Origin of the sequence: Aminobacter aganoensis (genome assembly GCF_014206975.1) — a bacterium.
GTDB lineage: Bacteria > Pseudomonadota > Alphaproteobacteria > Rhizobiales > Rhizobiaceae > Aminobacter > Aminobacter aganoensis.
Genome location: NZ_JACHOU010000013.1, coordinates 1 through 18,465, shown reverse-complemented (window position 1 = coordinate 18,465; position 18,465 = coordinate 1). Strand labels below are relative to the sequence as shown.

Sequence of the window (18,465 nt, the reverse complement as noted above, 5' to 3'; positions counted from 1 at the left end):
GGTCAAGCCAGCCACTGTGCGACAAATGACTTGGGCCCAAGATCTTTCATAAACGTCGTCCATTCCATCTCATGCTGCTCAAGCAGGCTAAAGAGCTCCCCTTCAGCATCAACGTGAGCCATTTCCAATTCTTGAGACAGTTGCCACGCGTGTCTGCTCAAACGTTTTCGATGGACGGGTGAAGAGCGCAGATTGGCGAGATGATCAAGGTGCAAAGCGCCGGCAATCGCATAGTGCTCCATCGCCCGGGTAATTCTGTTGAACCCCTTGGCAGCCCCTTTGGGGAATTGGTCGGCCCTTAGATCTTCCCAGATATAGTTTTCTTTCGGCTCATCCAGGCCGGCTGCGTGGAAACTTAAGCGCCGCAGCATGCAGGCAGCGCAAATGCCGCAATGTCGCCACTTGTGGTCAACTGAAGAACTTCGGTTTTGCTGCCAGCATGAACGGGTGCCGATCCATTCGCTGGGGGCAAACTGCAAGGCAGCAAACGCACTCAGGGTCTGACCCTTTGTCTTCCAAATACGCGGAAGATTGAAATTCACCTCATAGTCGAAAATCATGGCAAACAACTGTTCCATCCTGCTGAAAAAGCGTGGATGGTTGCGGTAGTCCTCGTATCCGTGACTCGTTGGAACCAGTGACGGACCGAGCGCCCCCTGGCCGCTTTCCGGCATGACAACGTCACGGGCACCGACCAGATAGGCTGCGATGGCGCTCAAAAACGTGAACTTGAACCCGCGGCTGCGCGCTGAAGACTCTTTGAAACTGACCGCGTCGGCTCTGACCTTGAACGGAATGTTAAGAAACGGGACCTTTCGACGGCCATGATGAGGCCGATCGTAATCTTTTGAGCCAACTCGTACTCGGATTAGCTGGTCAGAACGCCCGGCAGCAGAGATGATGGCCGTGACTGCCCGCGAATCCAGCCCGTCACTGAAGGGGGTCACAATGCGCTGCAGATCACCGAACTCTAGTCGGCTTTGGTGTCCTACATCTTCCTCGGCATGCGAATGACGCTGACAAAACGTTATCTGCCATTCGTCGCCCGTCAGGAACTTGAGTGCCGAAGCAAGGGCCGAGCCAACGACTGGCATCTGCCACCGCGCCAAATCGTGCACCGGCACACGCAACTCAATCCGTCGCATCCATCCCATTGCGGGCCGCCTGCAAACCCGGTCGCAATACTCGACCGCGGCAATCAGGATCATCGCATCAAGAACCCTCGTGTCCCAGTTCCTGGTCCGGTAATCGTCGAGATCGTCCATTCTGAAGATGATCGATTTGCCAATCTCGATCGCGTGCCAGCCATCCATTGGCTTGACGCCCCGTTCGACGACGGCAACCCGGATTGCTGGATACTCCCCTTGCAGGACTTTCATAGCGAAACCCCTTCATCAATGCCGTCGCGCACGGTAGGAGCCCTCGTTACTTTCGCCGTTGCGTCGCCAAGAATTGAGCGAGCCATGCGAGCGAACGCCCCGCCCTTGTCCATTGCGTCGATGGTCTCATTCAGGCGACTACGAATGTCGAGACAGGCATTACGCCCCGCCTCGACCAGATAGTGTTCCTCGGTCGCTCGGGAATTGGCAGCAAGACGCTCGGCGAGAGCCGTCGCGACGGCCTCCTGAATAGCATCTCGCCCCAGACGCCCCTGATGAATAGCCATCTGCGTACACTCGATGACACTCGCTGCCAAAGGCTGGATTGCTGCGTCATCGCGCAAGCAGCGAAGCTGCTCGTGCAGAAAATCGGGATGCCGGCTCAGAAGATCACCTCCATCGACGATCCTCACGACCCCCGGGAGAGCGACATTCAATTCGATGGCGGCATCACGAATGAGGGCAGCTTCCGCTGCCTCGCAAACTTGCGGAATTGCGAAGGCGGCCTTGTAGGCCCACTCGGCTAGCTGCCTGTACCGCGGACGCAAAGGCAGACTTTTGTGCGGGCCGTCGCTCATTCGATTCTCCTGATGTCAGGTACGATCCATTTAATTGCCTGACATGTCAATATTCTCGCATGAGTCTGCACTAGCCTCCACTACACAACCATAAGATGGACTCAGCCGCACACAGTGGCCGAATGGTAGGAGAGGGCGTCAAACGCTTCTTGCGTCTTGCGCCACTGATGAATGTCCTATTCGGGCGATATTCCTGATGTCCGTTCTTGGCGCTTTGCAGCTTGGGTATCCAATCCAGACCACTCATGCTGTGCGCAGGTCATGGCGTCTGCGGAATACGCAGCTTTTGCCGCATAGACTTTGCTACACACCGGTGATACACAATCGGCACGAATGGTTGGCCTTGCGATTGATTTTGCTAGGTTTTTTCTGCTCTATGCCCATTCCGCGTCTGGGCACCACTTCTTCCCCTCGATTTCATTGACATCGATTCCAGCGCCGGGTGTTTTCTCAGCAGGGTTTGACGGTTCTTGTTCGTCGCTTGCCTCTTTTCGGCTTCAAACTCCTTCACCGCAGCCAGACCTGATGGAACCGCTCGTGAACTTGAAGCGATGGGGCTCGGGGCCAGGGGCGCTTGAGGGTCAGCACGGCGCGTCACCGCGCTGGCGAAATGGCGTGAAGAGATAGTTCTCCGGTCACCGGCGGCCAATTTTACCTGCCGGCTCCGGCCAAATGTCCGGCGAACTCCGGCAAGAACAGTTCGCTCGCATCTGCCGTGAATTCATGCAAATTCGTGCAAAAATAAAGCCGAACAGGATTCCATACGGAAATACCTACTTGGTCGCGTAACCAGAACTCTTTCCATTTACACGCAATTCATCATTGTTCTGCATTTTCTTTCCCGGGGGAACTTTGAGATCGAGTTGGCGGGGGAAAGTCGACATGTCGGCGAGCGCGCAGGCGAGCACGGAACACGAGAAACTCGCGGACGGCCTGATGCACAAGACCAGGGCGTCTTACGTGGCAGCGCTGATCCTGATCGCGTCGCTGGCCACCGCCAGCTTCTTCATGCTGAGTTCGGTGATCTCGGCGAACACCCAGAAGACCGCCCTGATCGAGCTCGGCGCCCGCCAGCAGATGCTGTCGCAGCGGATCCTGCTGAGCGCCACGGAAGCCCATACGGCCAACGTGCAATGGCTGCGCACCCAGGCGCGCCAGAACCTCAAGGCGGCCCTCGATAACTTCCTCGCCAACGAGCGCATCCTGCGCAACGGATCGCCCGATACGCGGTCGCCGCTCCACCGGCTCGAACTCTCGGAGGACGCGACCAGGCTGTTTACCGAAGCTCCCGGCCAGATCGACGCGACGACGCGGATCCTCGAATACACGGTCAATTCATATCTCAAGCTGCTGCCCGACTCGGTGTCCGCGGAGATGCCCGCCGATGCCACGGCCCACTTCGCGGCGCTGAGGCTCTACGTCGCCGAGAAGGCCCGTCGCGAATATGAAACGTTGACCCGGCTGTTCTCGTCGGAAGCAGCCGAAAAGGGCGCGGCGGTGGAGAAGATCCACCTGACGGTGTTCGTCCTCACCTTGCTGCTGCTCGTCGCCGAGGCGGTGCTGATCTTCCGGCCGCTGGTGCGGCGCGTCGTGTCCTGCACCAGCGAACTGCTCAGGGCGCGCGACCAGATGAACTTCGCCGCCAACCATGATGCGCTGACCGGGCTGTACAACCGGGCGTTCCTCAACGACTACATGGATACCGCCCTGGCCGCGGCCAGACGCAAGGGCGAGACGGTCGCGGTCATCCACATCGACCTCGACCACTTCAAGACCGTCAACGACACGCTGGGCCATGCCGCGGGCGATGCCGTGCTGATCGAGACCGCGCGGCGCCTCGTGGCCAGCGTGCGCGAATCCGACGTCTGCGTGCGCCTTGGCGGCGACGAGTTCACCGTCATCCTGACCGATGTCGGCACCGAGGCGGACGCTGTCGAGGTCGCGACGCGGATCACCACGAGCATCAAGCAGCCGCTGGAGTTTGCGGGCGCGTCGCTGAAGCCGAGCGCCAGCGCGGGCGTGGCCCTGTTCCACGACGCCACGGCAACGATGGACGAGCTTTTCGTCAACGCCGATCTCGCACTCTACCGCGCCAAGGCAGAAGGTCGGGGCGGTTATCGGCTGTTCGCCGCGACCCTGCGCGACAAGTTCGAAGAAAGGGCCAATCTCGAGCGCGAACTGCGCGAAGCCATCGCCGCCGAGGCCTTCGCCGTTCACTTCCAGCCGCAGGTCTCGCTCCAGACCGGCAAGGTGATCGGCGTCGAGGCGCTGGTGCGCTGGGAGGCCAGGGGCAGGAGCGTGTCGCCCGGCGAGTTCCTTCCGGCCGCCGAGAAGGCCGGGCTGATGCCGGCCATCGGCCGCTCCATCTTCGCCAAGGCGATACGCACGGCCGCCGGATGGCATCGCACGGGGCTGGATTTCGGCCGGCTCTCGCTCAACGTGTCTGCCCAGGAGCTGCACGAGGCGGACTTCGCCAACCATTTGCTCGGCCTGCTCAAGGCCGAAGGCCTGCCGACCCGCCTGGTGGCGCTGGAAATCGTTGAATCGGTGATGCTCGACGATGAAAACAGCGGCATCGGACTGACGTTGAAGCGGCTGCGCAAGGCCGGCATCCGCATGGAACTGGACGATTTCGGCACTGGTTACGCATCGCTGTCGCACATCAGCGCCAACGAAGTCGACCGGCTGAAGATCGACCGGCGTTTCATCCGCGACATCCACAAGAACCCGGCCAATTCCAAGATCGTCAAGGCGATCATCGAACTGGCCCGCGGCCTCGGCATTTCGATCATCGCCGAGGGCGCCGAGACCGAAAAGGAGCTGTCCTTCCTGCAGGCGCTGGGATGCCCGGCAGTCCAGGGCTACGGCGTGGCCTTTCCGATGCCTGACGCGCAGGCCGAAGCGTGGCTGGCTATGCGCAATGCCTCTCCGCAGCCTGTCGTCGTCGCCCGGACCGCGTGAGCGAACACTGCTGAGCGACCACCGAGGTCAGATGCGCGCATCGCCCAATATCACCCGCGCGACGCCGACATAGGGGTTGGCGTGCAGGGCCAGTATCCACAGGCTGACGCTCGCCGTGACGGCGAATATCAGGATCGCCTTTCTGCCGGCATGCGGCCTGTCGGCATGGACCGCGCCGATGACGATTGCAGACAACAGCGTCAGGAACAGCACGAGATACCATTTGAGCTGGTTCACGGAACCCACCCCGACGGCGAGGCGCGAGTTCCGAGCATCCTGCAATTCGTCGAAATCCTGGACCATCTGGGCGATGATCGGATCGGGAAGGCCTGACCTCGACAGGGCTATCAAAGCCAGGCGGATGTCCTGCAGCGCCTGCTCGACGGCGGGTTCGGGCGACAGGTTCGCGTTCTGCCATTCTACCGAAATGACGGCATCCTTGTAGGCCTGAAGACCATTCATCAATTCGGCAGAGGCAAGCGCCTCGGGTTTGGCCATGCCGGCGAGGCGTATCATCGACGAGCGTTCCTCGCTGGCGACCTGGCTGGCGCGCGCATTGACCGACCAGACGTCGGCCGCGGTGAAGCCGAGCGACAACGCCCAGGCCGTCGTGATGGTGCCGACAAAAGCGGCGACCGGCATCGACAAGGGGTCGCCTTGTGCCTGCCTGGCAAAGATCGCCAGGAAGGCCGCGCCGAGGAAAAATGAGACGACGCCGACGACGATGAAGGGAAGCGTCAGCAAGATGGGCGACCAGGAGAATATTTCCACGATGCTGCCTTGCGCCTAGGGTGTTTTCTATTGACCGTGAATAAGCCAATTCCCGGAATCCTCAAACAAAAAGCCCCGCAGGTTGCGGGGCTTTTGCATTCATGGAGGCGAAGTCGCGGCTGATTACGACCGCGGCTTTTCCTTCTTGGGATCGTAGTGGGCAAACGGGACGATCCGTGCCGGCAGACGCTTCTGGTGGCCGTCGAGCTTGCCGATCTCAACCTCGGTGCCAACGTTGGCGTGGGTTGCATCAACTCGGGCCAGCGCGATGTTCTTGTTGAGCACCGGCGAGCGCATCGACGAGGTGACGATGCCGATCTGGGCGCGGCCAATATGGACGCAGTCGCCATGGCCGACGACGACATTCGAGTCGATGTCGAGGCCGACCAGCTTGTGGATCGGGTTGTCCTTGCGCCGGATCAGAGCCTCGCGGCCGATGAAGTCGTCGGTCTTGGTCTTCAGCGGCACGGTGAAGCCGATGCCGGCCTCGAACGGGTCGGTCTGGTCGGAGAACTCGTAGTTCGCGAAGATCAGGCCGGCTTCGATGCGGACCATGTCGAGGGCGGCAAAGCCCATCGGCTTAAGCCCATGCGGCTGACCCGCCTCCCAGACCGCGTCGAAGACTTTCTCGGCATCGCGCGGATGGCACCACACTTCGTAGCCGAGCTCGCCGGTGTAGCCGGTGCGCGAGACGACGATCGGCACGCCCTGCGCATCGCCGATGCGACCGATGGTGAAGCGGAACCATTCGAGCTCGGACAGCGCCGGCTGGTGCGGCGGCGTCCAGACGATCTCCTTGAGGATGTCGCGGCTGTTCGGGCCCTGCACGGCGATGTTGTGCATCTGATCGGTCGAAGAGCGGATGAGCACCTTGAGGCCAAGCTTTTCCGCCTGCTCGCGCAGCCAGTCGCCGGAATAGTCGTCGCCGCAGATCCAGCGGAAATTGTCCTTGCCGAGGCGCAGCAAGGTGCCGTCGTCGATCATGCCGCCATGCTCGTAGCACATGGCGGTGTAGACGACCTGGCCGACGCCGAGCTTCTTGACGTCGCGGGTCAGCGTGTACTGCATCAGGGCTTCGGCATCGGGGCCGGTGACCTCGAACTTGCGCAGCGCCGACAGGTCCATCACCACCGCCTTCTGGCGGCAGGCCCAATACTCCTCGATCGGACCTTCCTTGGCGAATTCCTGCGGCAGCCAGAAGCCCTTGTATTCGATGAAGTTGCGGGTGTGCTTGGCAAAGCTCTGGTGGAAGCCGGTCTCGCGGGTCATCTTGGGTTCTGCCTCCGGGGTCGTGCGTCGGGCGATCGCGCGCTGGAACTTGTTGTTGCCGGAATAGGTCCGGACGTGGATGTCGGTGAGGTTCCAGCCGTTGGCCGGCGTGGTGTCGTCGGGGCAGGCCGAGGAGACGCAGACGATGTCGGTCAGGGCTCGCAGCAGCACGTAGTCGCCCGGCCGCGACCAGGGTTCGTCGGAGAACATGACGCCATGGGCGTCGATGCCGGTGTTGAAGAAGAAGTTGACCGCCATCCAGCCGGCACGGGCATTGACACCATGAGGCGTCAGCGCGCCGTTGAAGTTCTCCGAGCAGTTGATGTGGCCGGGGTAGCCGATGTCGTCATAATATTTGGCGTAGCAGGCAAGCGCGAAGGCGTCGTGGCGACCGCAGGTGTCCTGGATCACCTCGACCAGCGGCTCGAAATCCTGGTCGAAATATTTCGCATGCAGGCCCGGCATCGGATAGGCGTGGCCCATCAGCGAGCGGGTGGCGGTGACATCGAGGGCAAGGTCGCGGCCCTTGTCGAGCTTGCGCGCCGAGAAGCACTGGAAGTCGGTGCACTGGCGGCCGTCGACGTCGATGATCTGGATGTAGTCGCCGGCCTTGACGAAGAAGGACTCAGCCGTCTTCGACTTGACCCGGAGATCGAGCACCGGATCGGCGAGCGGATCGGGCAGGTCGGACTTGCCGGCGGGCCGGATCGTCGCCCGCTTGATCATGACCACCAGCGGCGTCGAGGTGTCGTGGCTGTCGATCGCCATCGGCGCGCCGGGAGCGGCCACCACAAGCGTACCCGGGCGGGTGACGGTGAAGGTCTCTTCGGTGCCGGCAACGGTGGCGCCATCGAAGAAGCGCACGGCCTCGGCGCGGCCTAACTCGAGCTTGCGGCGAGCGAGCCCAGCGCGGAACGTCTGCAGGCTGCCGTCGCCGTCAACCAGAAGCGCCTTGAGCCCGGCAGCGTCGCTGTTGGAGCGCGTGCCCAGGATGCCCGGATCGGCCTTGCCGGAGGCATCGAACGCCACCAGCTCGCAAGGCTGGCCGCCCTCGAGGTTGCGCACGGTCACCTTGTCGCCGGCCTCGATGTCGATCAGCGCGGCGCCACGACCCGGAACGTGGTAACGCTCCATGCCCGGCAACAGCAGCCCGGGCTGCAGGATGAGACTCGGACGCGGTGGTCCCGATGTCACGGCGGGGTAGTCTGCGATAGTCATCACCACCTCGTCAGAAATTTTGCCTGTGTGTAAAAATATTTCAGTCTAGAGAATACTCTATTTTGCCGCTCTAGCAAGGCTTCGTTTCGTCGCATAGCCTAAAAATAAGGCGAAGCGCCTGCCCGACGGGCGGTGCTGCGAGCGAGGCCCGGACCATTGACGCCGCCTCGCCCATCAAGCGATTGTCCTGGTTCGCTCTACCGTGGTACTGGGTCGGATTCGATAAACATTTCAAACTTGGACTGCGCTGCGGTAGGCTTCGTCGCCCGCTGCAGCCATGAGGCGGAACTGATATGCAAGGTCGCGAAATGAAGGCTGAAACCGACCAACTCACCTCTCAACTCATCGCCAGCTACTCGGTGGGGGCGACGGTGCAGACCGTTCTGGACCGGCTGTTCGCGAAGATCAGGTCGGAGGAATATCCGCTGAACGCGCGCCTTCCGTCCGAACGGGCGCTGGCTTCGGAACTGGGGGTGGCCCGCAACACCGTGCGCGAGGCGCTGGACGTGCTGGAAGCCCGCAAGGTCATAAACCGGCGCCCCGGCAGCGGCAGTTTCGTGACCTATCGCTCGGAAGAGCCGGAGCGCGGAGAGAGCTCGGTGGCGCTGGAGACCAGCCCGCTGGACCACCTTGTCGTGCGCGGTATCCTCGAGCCCGAAATGGTCCGCCTTGCCGTCATCAACATGACCCCGCGCGAGGTGTGGGAGCTGGAACAGCTCATGTCGAAGATCGAAAGCGTGCACACCGACGTCGTCGCCTTCGTCAAATGCGAAGAGGAAATCTATCGCAAGATTGCCGAGGGAACGCACAATCGCCTCTTGGCATCCTGCTACAACCTGGCGATCGAGGCCTGCCGCGTGAGCTTCCGCACCACCCTGCTGCGCCGGCATCTGTCGCCGAAACGGATCCTTGAATATCAACAACGCTACAACGCGCTGTTCAACGCGATTGCCTCGCGCGACGTGGAGCGTGCGGTCGAATTCATCAAGCTGCACCTGGTCGAGGAGCAGAAGCTATTTCTGCAGGATTAACTCGGGTGTCCGTGCCTGCAAGGCGGTTCCACTGCCGCTCGATTGCAGGCGCTGCTCCCAGAGTTGGCCCAGGTCCGACATTTCCTGCTTGAGCAGGCCGCCATGGCGCTTCAGCCAGCGCGGGATCGAACCGAAGGCGGCAATCTTCGCCTTGCCGCTCTTCAGCGTCACCACCGGCCAGTCTCCGACCAGCGCGTTGTCGATGCCGAACATGTTCTCGCCCCACCAATGGGCCGGGCCGAACGCGTGGGTGACATGGCCAAGCTGCTTCATCGCCGCCAATACAGGCAGCGGATTGACGCTGTTGCACTTTTCAACCGCCGCATGCCAGATGTCCAGGATGGCGACATATTCCCAGCTCACCGCGGTCCAGGTGCCGGGGAAGCGGTTGTTGTACTCGTCGAAGAAGCCCTTCGGCTGGTTGAAGAAGAAGGTCTTGTCGGTCAGCTTTTCATCGTCGAAGTCGGGGAACTGGAAGACGAAGCCTTCCATGAATTCGGCGGACGTCCGGGCGACGAGCTGGTCGTAATAGTCCAGCGTGCAGGAGATGATCTGCCCCTTGAAGCCCTGTGCATGGGCGTATTCGGTCATGGCATGGACCATCGGCGTGTAGCTGGTGCACCAGCACAGTATGTCGGGGTTCGAATCCAGCATCGGCTGCACGATCCCGGCAGCGTCGGTCGCATGGGGATCGTACTGGATTTCCTTGACGATCCCCACATTGGCGGCCTTGAAGGCCGCGCGATAGGTCGCCAGCGAGGGCAGACCAAGCGCATCGGACTGGCTGCAGATCGCAACGGTTCGAAGCTCCGGCCTGGTCCTGGCCAGCCAGTCGACCCCGGTCACGTTGTAGATCGGATGCAACTCGCTGGGCGCGATCAGATACGGCATGTCCGGCGACAGGTCGCTGGGCAGCAGGGTTGAGGTCAGGACTTTGCGCTGGGTCAGATATTCCCGTATCCGCGCAATCGTATCTCCGCCCAGCATCATCAGCAGCTTGATGTCATGCTGTTCGATCAGATGGCGCGCGCCCTCCTCCGCCCGGCCGGCATCGTAGTCGCAATCAAATTCGACGATCTTGATCGGATAGCGCCGCCCGTTGATCAGCAGGCCGCCGGTCTTGTTGAGCCAGTCCTCCCAGATCCGGCAGCCGTGCAGTCCGGGCAGGCCCCATGACTCCGCCTGGCCGCTGAGCGGAGCCAGGAACCCGACATTCACGGCGTTCGGCATGCCGACGGACAGCCGGGGCAAGAGGCTGGATACCGCAAGATGATGAGCAAAGCTGGAATTCTGCATGGCTGTAAGTATCATCAAATCTTGGGAGCTTCATCCTCATGAGGCGAAATTTTTCTTCCTCAGAGGAAACTCGTCGTTGACAAATTGGTATAACGGCAGTCAGTATGCACTGGACCAGTGGAACCAATAGCGAAATTTGGTCTATACCAAAATAAGGAGGAAACCATGACAGCAAAGCGTGTCGCCGTAATCGGCGCCGGACCATCGGGTCTGGCCCAGCTGAGGGCATTTCAGTCGGCCGCGGAGAAGGGCGCCGACATCCCCGAGATCGTCTGCTTCGAGAAGCAGGCCAACTGGGGCGGCCTGTGGAACTACACGTGGCGCACCGGCCTCGACCAGTATGGCGAGCCCGTCCATGGTTCGATGTACCGCTATCTCTGGTCGAACGGCCCCAAGGAGGGCCTTGAATTCGCCGACTATTCCTTCGAAGAGCATTTCGGCAAGCAGATTGCCTCCTATCCGCCGCGCGCCGTCCTGTTCGACTACATCGAAGGCCGCGTGAACAAGGCCGGCGTCCGCAAGTGGATCCGTTTCGAGACCGCCGTGCGCATGGTGACCTGGAACGAAGAGACCAAGAAGTTCACCGTCACCGTGCAGGACCTGCCCAAGGATCACTGCTATTCCGAGGAATTCGACAACGTCATCGTCGCCTCGGGCCACTTCTCGACCCCGAACGTCCCCGAATTCCCCGGCTTCGACCGCTTCAACGGCCGCATCCTGCATGCCCACGACTTCCGCGACGCCCGCGAGTTCGCCGGCAAGGACGTCCTGCTCATCGGCACCAGCTATTCGGCCGAAGACATCGGTTCGCAGTGCTGGAAGTATGGCGCCAAGTCGATCACCAACAGCTACCGCACCGCGCCGATGGGCTTCAAATGGCCTGAAAACTGGGAAGAGAAGCCACTGCTGGAGAAGGTCGACGTCAACACCGCCACCTTCAAGGACGGATCGACCAAGCGCATCGACGCCATCATCCTGTGCACCGGCTACAAGCACCACTTCCCGTTCCTGCCCGACGACCTGCGTCTCCGGACCGCCAACCGCCTGGCGACCGCCGACCTCTACAAGGGCGTCGCTTATGTCCACAATCCGGCGATGTTCTACATCGGCATGCAGGACCAGTGGTTCACCTTCAACATGTTCGACGCGCAGGCCTGGTGGACACGCGACGTCATCCTCGGCCGCATCAAGCTGCCTGCCACCAAGCAGGCGATGGTTGCCGACGTCGAGGATCGCGTGACCCGCGAGGATGCCGGCAAGGACACCCACGACGCGATCGAATACCAGGGCGAATACGTCAAGGAACTGATCGCCGAGACCGACTATCCGAGCTTCAACGTGGACGGTGCCAACGCGGCATTCTTCGAGTGGAAGGAACACAAGAAGAAGGGCATCATGGAGTTCCGCAACCACTCCTACCGGTCGGTCATCACCGGCACGATGGCCCCGGCACACCACACGCCGTGGAGGGACGCGCTCGACGATTCGCTGGAAGCATATCTGCGCACCGCCTCCCCCGTCGCGGCAGAGTAACATTCCGGTCCGGATGGACCGGCTTGCCTGAAGACATGCGATGCCGCCCCCTAACCGGGGCGGCATTTTGCTTTCAGGGGCATCGCAGCGGCCACGGCCAAGCGAGGACCGGGCGACGAGTCCCCACGCTGCGACTTTCTTCACGGTGAAATTCGATCCCCGCAACTTTCGGGTTCGGCGCTGTCACCGGCTGGCTTTGCGAACCACGCTCCCCACGCTTCAGGAGGTCGAGGAACAACCAATCTCGGCCGGGAGCTGCGGCGACCCAGAATTCGCGAAACGGCGAAGCCGTGGCCCTGAGTTCGTCGCAAGGGCGAAGCAAGGCAGCGGCCTGCGGAGCAGCGTCTTCAGACGCCGGCCGCCGCAAGGCATAGTCAAACAAAAAACGGGCCGGCCCCGAAGGACACGACCCGTTCTGAACCCTGAAAAACCGTCCGGCTAGGCGTTCACGCTCGGCCCGCGATTCTTCTCGCTGGCGTAGAGCGCCACCGCCATCGCCCGGTTGCGGACGTCGAGTTTGTCGTAGAGATTCTTGAGGTGGTATTTGACCGTGTTCTCCGAAATCCCGGTGCGCGATGCGATCTGCAGATTGGTCCAGCCATCGGCGAGAACCGACAGCAGCTCGCGCTCGCGCGCGGTCAAGCGCGACAGCGGCGTGTCGTTGATCTTGGACACGTCGACATAGGGAATGCAGATGCGGCCATGCGCCACCGCCACCAGCGTGTCGAACAGGATCGCCGGATCGTCGAACTGATAGCAGAAGCCCTGAACACCAAGGCGAACGCACTGCTTGAGGATCGAAATGTCATGGTCATTGGAAAAGACCACGACCCGGGCATGCAGCGAGCGCCGCTGCATTTCGGCCAGCACCTCGCCACTGTCCATGTCGGACAGCTTCCAGCCGAGCACCGCGAGATCGAACGATTGATCGGCCTCGGAAGCCGCCTGGAGAAAGGCCTTGCCGGTCGGTACGCTGTCGACGAGTTCGAAGCGGCCGTCGCGCGAAATCATGTCGCCTAGCGCCGCAACCACAAGCGGGTTTCGCTCGGCGATCAGTATCTTGAACTTGCTGTCTCTTGCCACTGGCACCACCTCAATCCCGATGCCCTGGCGCTGACCTTTCCATTCGGCGTTCATGTTCCTCCCGCCTATGTTCGTGCGCCCACCTCTTGCCGACGTCTCCTGTGTCAGGTCGATCCATCTCGGCCTTGATTGCAATTCATATCATGAATGATTTTTTCATTCCAGTATATTAGGCAAAATAGACTCAGTGCCGGCTTCATAACCGGCGAACGGTCCAAAGACCGGCAAACCACCCCTTCGGGTGGGGCTTTCCCGGCCAGAAAGATGCGCCCGCATTGGCCAATCTTGTGACATGGGGAGCATGGATCGAAGTTTCCACCGGCACTGCGACAAAATGGCTTGACGGCGCATCGAAATCGGACAAACTTCACTTTGAGGAAAAAAAGAAGCCTTAGCGGAAACTGACGCCGCACCACGAAACCAGGAAATTCCGGCGTGGGCGACGGGCATTCTCAAATCTATGGGGAACTGAGACAATGAGCGCTGTTACGGACATCAGTCCGGCGGAACCCGCCGGCCAACTTCACAGGACAATCGACTGGCGAGGCGCCTTCTGGGTGGCCAGCGGCGTGCCGCCGCTCGTCCTGTTTTCCATCGGCGGCATCGCCGGCACGACGGGCAACATCGCCTTCCTGATCTGGACGTTGTCCATCCTGATGGGCTTCATCCAGTCGTTCACCTACGCTGAAATCGCCGGCCTGTTTCCGAACAAATCGGGCGGCGCCTCGGTCTATGGCGCCACTGCCTGGCTGCGCTATTCGAAGTTCGTCGCGCCGCTGTCGGTGTGGTGCAACTGGTTCGCCTGGACGCCGGTGCTGTCGCTCGGCTGCACCATCGCCGCCGCCTACATCCTCAACGCGCTGGCGCCGATCCCGGGCTTCACCGAAACCTCGCCCGAGGTGCTGCAGTATCTGGCCGCCAATGTCGGCACGAGCGCCGCTGACGCGGTCGCCGCCGTCACCGCTGCCGGCACCCCCGGCATCCGCACCTGGACGCTCTACAGTCACACGCTGGGCCCGGTCGGCTTCTCGCTCAACGCCACCTTCTGGATCGGCGCGCTGCTGATGCTGATGACCTTCGCCATCCAGCACCGCGGCATCCTCGGCACCGCGAGCGTGCAGAAGATCGTCGGCATGCTGGTCATCATCCCGCTGCTGATCGTCGGCGTCGTGCCGATCATCACCGGCCAGATCAACTGGGACAACTATTCGCCGCTGGTACCGCTGGCCGCGGCCTATGCGCCTGAACCCGGCTCGTGGAACACCGCCGGCTGGACGCTGGCGCTCGGCGGCATGTTCATCGCCGCCTGGTCGACCTACGGCTTCGAAACCGCGGTCTGCTACACCCGCGAGTTCAAAAACCCGGCCACCGACACGTTCAAGGCTATCTTCTACTCCGGCCTGCTGTGCATGCTGCTCTACATCCTGGTTCCGTTCACCTTCCAGGGCGTCCTCGGCATCAACGGCATGCTGGCAACCCCGATCGTCGACGGCTCGGGCGTGGCTGACGCCATGGCCAACATGGTCGGCGGCGGTGGCCTGGTGAAGACGCTGCTGGTCATGCTGATGATCCTGGCGCTGCTGCTCGCGATCATGACCGCCATGGCCGGTTCGTCGCGCACCCTCTACCAGGGCTCGGTCGACGGCTGGCTGCCCAAGTACCTCAGCCACGTCAACGAGCATGGCGCGCCGACGCGCGCGATGTGGACCGACCTGATCTTCAACCTCTTCCTGCTGGCGATCGCTGCAACCGACGCGACGAGCTTCTTCTTCATCCTCGCCGTCGCCAACTGCGGCTACATCATCTTCAACTTCCTCAACCTCAACGCCGGCTGGATCCACCGCATCGACAACGGGCACATCAAGCGTCCGTGGAAGGCGCCGACCTGGCTGCTCGGCCTGGGCACCATCTTCGCCTTCGTCAACGCCGCATTCATGGGCGCCGGCGCCAAGGTTTGGAACCCGATGGCCCTGTGGGCAGGCCTGTTCACGGTCGCGCTGATCATCCCGGTGTTCTGCTACCGCCACTACGTCCAGGACGGCGGCAAGTTCCCGGCGCACATGCTCGACGACCTCGGCATGCATGAGGCCGACCTGCGCAAGAGAAAGGCCGGCATCCTGCCCTACGCGACGCTGATCCTCGGCCTCGCGGTGGTCCTGATCGCCAACTGGTTCTTCGTGCTCTGACACGCCGAACCCAACAACAATACAGGCACGGTCCCGCGCTGGGAGGCGCGGGGCCTTTTTGAACAAGACGGGGAACGAAAATGAGCACAACGACAGCAAGTCACAGCGACGCCGGAGACGGCCAGCTTCAACGAACGATCGACTGGCGCGGCGCCTTCTGGGTGGCCAGCGGCGTGCCGGCGCTGGTTCTGTTCTCGATCGGCGGCATCGCCGGCACCACCGGCAACATCGCCTTCCTGATCTGGACCGCGTCGATCATCCTCGGCCTGATCCAGTCCTTCACCTATGCCGAGATTGCCGGGCTGTTCCCGTCCAAGTCGGGCGGCGCCTCGGTCTATGGCGCGACCGCATGGCTGCGCTATTCGAAATTCATCGCGCCGCTGTCGGTGTGGTGCAACTGGCTCGCCTGGACGCCGGTGCTGTCGCTGGGCTGCTCGATCGCGGCGGCCTACATCCTCAACGCGCTGGCGCCGATCCCCGGCTTCACCGAGACCTCGCCCGAGGTGCTGCAGTACATGGCAGCCAATGTCGGCACGAGCGCTGCCGACGCAGTCGCCGCCCTGACTGCGGCAGCGACCCCCGCGATCCGCACCTGGACGCTCTATCACGGCACGCTCGGGCCGGTCAGCTTCTCGCTCAACTCGGTGTTCTTCATCGGCGTCATCCTGATGCTGATCACCTTCGCCATCCAGCACCGCGGCATCCTCGGCACCGCCAACGTGCAGAAATACATCGGCCTGATCGTCATCGTGCCGATGCTGATCGTCGGCATCGTCCCGATCATCACCGGCCAGATCAACTGGGACAACTATTCGCCGCTGGTTCCGCTCGCCGCCGCCTACTCGCCTGAGCCCGGCACGTGGAACGTCGCCGGCTGGACCCTGGCCTTCGGCGGCATGTTCATCGCCGCATGGTCGGCCTACGCCTTCGAGACGGCCATCTGCTACACCTCGGAGTTCAAGAACCCCGGCCGCGACACGGTGCGGGCGATCTTCTATTCCGGCCTGCTCTGCCTGGCGCTGTACACGCTGGTGCCGTTCACCTTCCAGGGCGTGCTCGGCCTCAACGGCATGCTGGCGACGCCGATCGTCGACGGCTCGGGCGTTGCCGAGGCCATGGCACGCATGGTCGGCGGCGCCGGCTTCGTCACCTCGATCATGGTGATGCTGATGATCATGGCACTGATGCTGTCGATCATGACGGCGATGGCCGGTTCGTCGCGCACCCTCTACCAGGGCTCGGTCGACGGCTGGCTGCCCAAGTTCCTCAGCCACGTCAACAGCCACGGCGCACCGACCCGTGCCATGTGGACCGACCTGATCTTCAACGTGTTCCTGCTCGCCGTCGCCGCCGCCGACGCCACCAGCTTCTTCTTCGTGCTGTCGGTGTCGAACTGCGGCTACATCATCTTCAACTTCCTCAACCTGAACTCGGGCTGGATCCACCGCATCGACAACGGCCACATCCATCGTCCGTGGAAGGCCCCGACGATCCTGATCGCGGTCGGCGCGCTGCTGTCCTACGTCAATGCGATGTTCATGGGCGCCGGCGCCAAGGTCTGGAACCCCTGGGCGCTGTATGCCGGATTCATCGCCGCGGCGCTGATCATCCCGGTGTTCTGCTACCGCCACTACATCCAGGACGGCGGCAAGTTCCCGGCGCACATGCTCGACGACCTCGGCATCACCCAGGAAGACCTGAAGAACCGCAAGGCGGGCATCCTGCCCTACCTGACACTCGCCGCAGGCGTGGCGGTGGTGCTGCTCGCCAACTGGTTCTTCGTCATCTGACGGAGACATCTCGTCACTAGGGTCAAGGCCGGCGCAAGCCGGCCTTTTCCTTTGGGGATGCCCCAGGGCTCACCCCATGGCCATGGCAGGAAAAAGCACTGGGCCAATATTTCTTTCCATGAAAGATTCTTGCATTACGGTTGACTTTCACGGCTCTCGCCTGTTATAGATTCAGACGGGAAAATTCAGCGCAAAAGCTGTCCGGATCGGGTATCCGGGGCTGCGAATCGACGGCACCTGCCGTGGGTTCCGACGCGTTCGCCTGGGAGGAATGGCATAGCATGACGACGGTAATCGACGGCAAGGCAGTGGCGGCCGATGTGGTGGCGAAGGTCCGGGTAGCGGCCGAGCAGCTCATCGCAAAGACCGGCGTCGTGCCCGGCATCGCGGTGGTCATCGTCGGCCACGATCCGGCAAGCCAGGTCTATGTCGCCTCCAAGGGCAAGAAGGCCAAGGAGTGCGGCTTCCACTCGATCGAACATGCGCTGTCGTCCGACACCTCCGAATCGGATCTCGTGGCGCTGGTCGAAAAACTCAACGCCGATCCGGCGATCCACGGCATCCTCGTGCAGCTGCCGCTGCCGGACCACATCGATGCCGGCAAGATCATCCAGACGATCGCCGCCGACAAGGATGTCGACGGCTTCCATTTCACCAATGTCGGCAAGCTCGGCACCGGTGAGCTCGACACCGCCTTCGTGCCCTGCACGCCGGCAGGCTCGATGCTTTTGATCGAGCGCGCGCTCGGCCGCGACCTGTCGGGCCTCAACGCGGTGGTGGTCGGACGCTCCAACATCGTCGGCAAGCCGATGGCCAATCTCCTGCTCAACGCCAACGCCACCGTCACCGTTGCCCACAGCCGGACCAAGGACCTGCCCGCACTGTGCCGCAGCGCCGACATCCTGGTTGCCGCAGTCGGCCGCCCCGAGATGATCAAGGGCGACTGGGTCAAGCCGGGTGCCACCGTCATCGACGTCGGCATCAACCGTCTCGACGGCGGCGCCAACGGCAAGTCGAAGCTGGTCGGCGATGTCGACTATGCGGGTGCAGCCGAACAGGCCGGCGCCATCACGCCGGTGCCCGGCGGCGTCGGCCCGATGACAATCGCACTTCTGATGGCCAACACCGTCGTCTCGGCATTCCGGGCGGCAGGCCAGGCAGCACCTCGTTTTTAATCCGGGAGCCTGACCGGCTCCGTCGAAATCGAACCAAACTCAAGGGAAAAGAGTCATGGCCGAATTTAAGACCGACATCGAGATCGCGCGTGGCGCCAAGAAGAAACAGATCCAGGAGATCGGCGCCAAGATCGGCATTCCGACCGAGCACCTGCTGCCCTACGGCCACGACAAGGCCAAGATCTCGGCCGAGTT

13 protein-coding genes are annotated in these 18,465 nt (G+C 62.1%); 7 read left to right on the top strand and 6 right to left on the bottom strand.

What is annotated here, in order from left to right; genetic code table 11:
- Positions 1 to 2: 2 nt before the first annotated feature.
- Complete coding sequence (locus GGR00_RS20260; protein WP_184700667.1) at positions 3 to 1,379, bottom strand: 7-cyano-7-deazaguanine synthase; 1,377 nt, start codon at positions 1,377 to 1,379, stop codon at positions 3 to 5.
- Positions 1,376 to 1,957 carry a hypothetical protein gene (locus tag GGR00_RS20255; protein WP_184700665.1) on the bottom strand — a complete coding sequence of 194 codons (582 nt, stop codon included), beginning with the start codon at positions 1,955 to 1,957 and terminating at the stop codon, positions 1,376 to 1,378. The genes GGR00_RS20260 and GGR00_RS20255 overlap by 4 nt, the downstream gene beginning before the upstream one ends.
- An 882-nt stretch (positions 1,958 to 2,839) precedes the next feature.
- Here GGR00_RS20255 and GGR00_RS20250 point away from each other — a divergent pair.
- A complete protein-coding gene (locus GGR00_RS20250; RefSeq protein ID WP_184700663.1) occupies positions 2,840 to 4,918 on the top strand; it encodes a putative bifunctional diguanylate cyclase/phosphodiesterase in 2,079 nt (692 codons plus the stop codon).
- 27 nt (positions 4,919 to 4,945) lie between these two features.
- Here the strand turns inward: GGR00_RS20250 and GGR00_RS20245 are convergent, their stop codons facing one another.
- Together GGR00_RS20245 and GGR00_RS20240 are read right to left on the bottom strand one after the other, a co-directional pair.
- Complete coding sequence (locus GGR00_RS20245) at positions 4,946 to 5,689, bottom strand: bestrophin-like domain (RefSeq protein ID WP_343065601.1); 744 nt, start codon at positions 5,687 to 5,689, stop codon at positions 4,946 to 4,948.
- A gap of 123 nt (positions 5,690 to 5,812) precedes the next feature.
- Positions 5,813 to 8,176 carry a trimethylamine N-oxide demethylase gene (locus GGR00_RS20240; protein WP_055977863.1) on the bottom strand — a complete coding sequence of 788 codons (2,364 nt, stop codon included), beginning with the start codon at positions 8,174 to 8,176 and terminating at the stop codon, positions 5,813 to 5,815.
- Positions 8,177 to 8,484: 308 nt separating this feature from the next.
- Here GGR00_RS20240 and GGR00_RS20235 point away from each other — a divergent pair, with 308 nt between their 5' ends.
- A complete protein-coding gene (locus GGR00_RS20235; RefSeq protein WP_055977860.1) occupies positions 8,485 to 9,207 on the top strand; it encodes a FadR/GntR family transcriptional regulator in 723 nt (240 codons plus the stop codon).
- Here GGR00_RS20235 and GGR00_RS20230 read toward each other — a convergent pair.
- On the bottom strand, positions 9,190 to 10,503 hold the full coding sequence (locus GGR00_RS20230) for an ABC transporter substrate-binding protein (protein ID WP_184700660.1): 1,314 nt from the start codon (positions 10,501 to 10,503) through the stop codon (positions 9,190 to 9,192). The genes GGR00_RS20235 and GGR00_RS20230 overlap by 18 nt on opposite strands.
- Before the next feature lie 165 nt (positions 10,504 to 10,668).
- Between GGR00_RS20230 and GGR00_RS20225 the strand changes: the two genes are divergently transcribed.
- Positions 10,669 to 12,036: an NAD(P)-binding domain-containing protein gene (locus GGR00_RS20225; protein WP_055977854.1), complete on the top strand. Its 1,368-nt coding sequence runs from the start codon at positions 10,669 to 10,671 to the stop codon at positions 12,034 to 12,036.
- Between the two features lie 438 nt (positions 12,037 to 12,474).
- On the opposite strand, the gene GGR00_RS20220 is transcribed toward GGR00_RS20225, so the two are convergent.
- On the bottom strand, positions 12,475 to 13,119 hold the full coding sequence (locus GGR00_RS20220; protein ID WP_377863758.1) for a LuxR C-terminal-related transcriptional regulator: 645 nt from the start codon (positions 13,117 to 13,119) through the stop codon (positions 12,475 to 12,477).
- A gap of 476 nt (positions 13,120 to 13,595) precedes the next feature.
- Here GGR00_RS20220 and GGR00_RS20215 point away from each other — a divergent pair, with 476 nt between their 5' ends.
- The 4 genes from GGR00_RS20215 to GGR00_RS20200 form a co-directional block, all read left to right on the top strand.
- Positions 13,596 to 15,305, top strand: a complete 1,710-nt coding sequence (locus tag GGR00_RS20215) for a trimethylamine N-oxide permease (protein ID WP_055977852.1) — start codon at positions 13,596 to 13,598, stop codon at positions 15,303 to 15,305.
- A gap of 80 nt (positions 15,306 to 15,385) precedes the next feature.
- Positions 15,386 to 17,095: a trimethylamine N-oxide permease gene (locus tag GGR00_RS20210; protein ID WP_055977849.1), complete on the top strand. Its 1,710-nt coding sequence runs from the start codon at positions 15,386 to 15,388 to the stop codon at positions 17,093 to 17,095.
- A gap of 281 nt (positions 17,096 to 17,376) precedes the next feature.
- Positions 17,377 to 18,270, top strand: a complete 894-nt coding sequence (folD, locus tag GGR00_RS20205; RefSeq protein WP_055978421.1) for a bifunctional methylenetetrahydrofolate dehydrogenase/methenyltetrahydrofolate cyclohydrolase FolD — start codon at positions 17,377 to 17,379, stop codon at positions 18,268 to 18,270.
- 55 nt (positions 18,271 to 18,325) lie between these two features.
- Positions 18,326 to 18,465, top strand: a 140-nt coding sequence (locus tag GGR00_RS20200; protein WP_183264787.1) for a formate--tetrahydrofolate ligase, incomplete at its 3' end; no start/stop codon positions are given.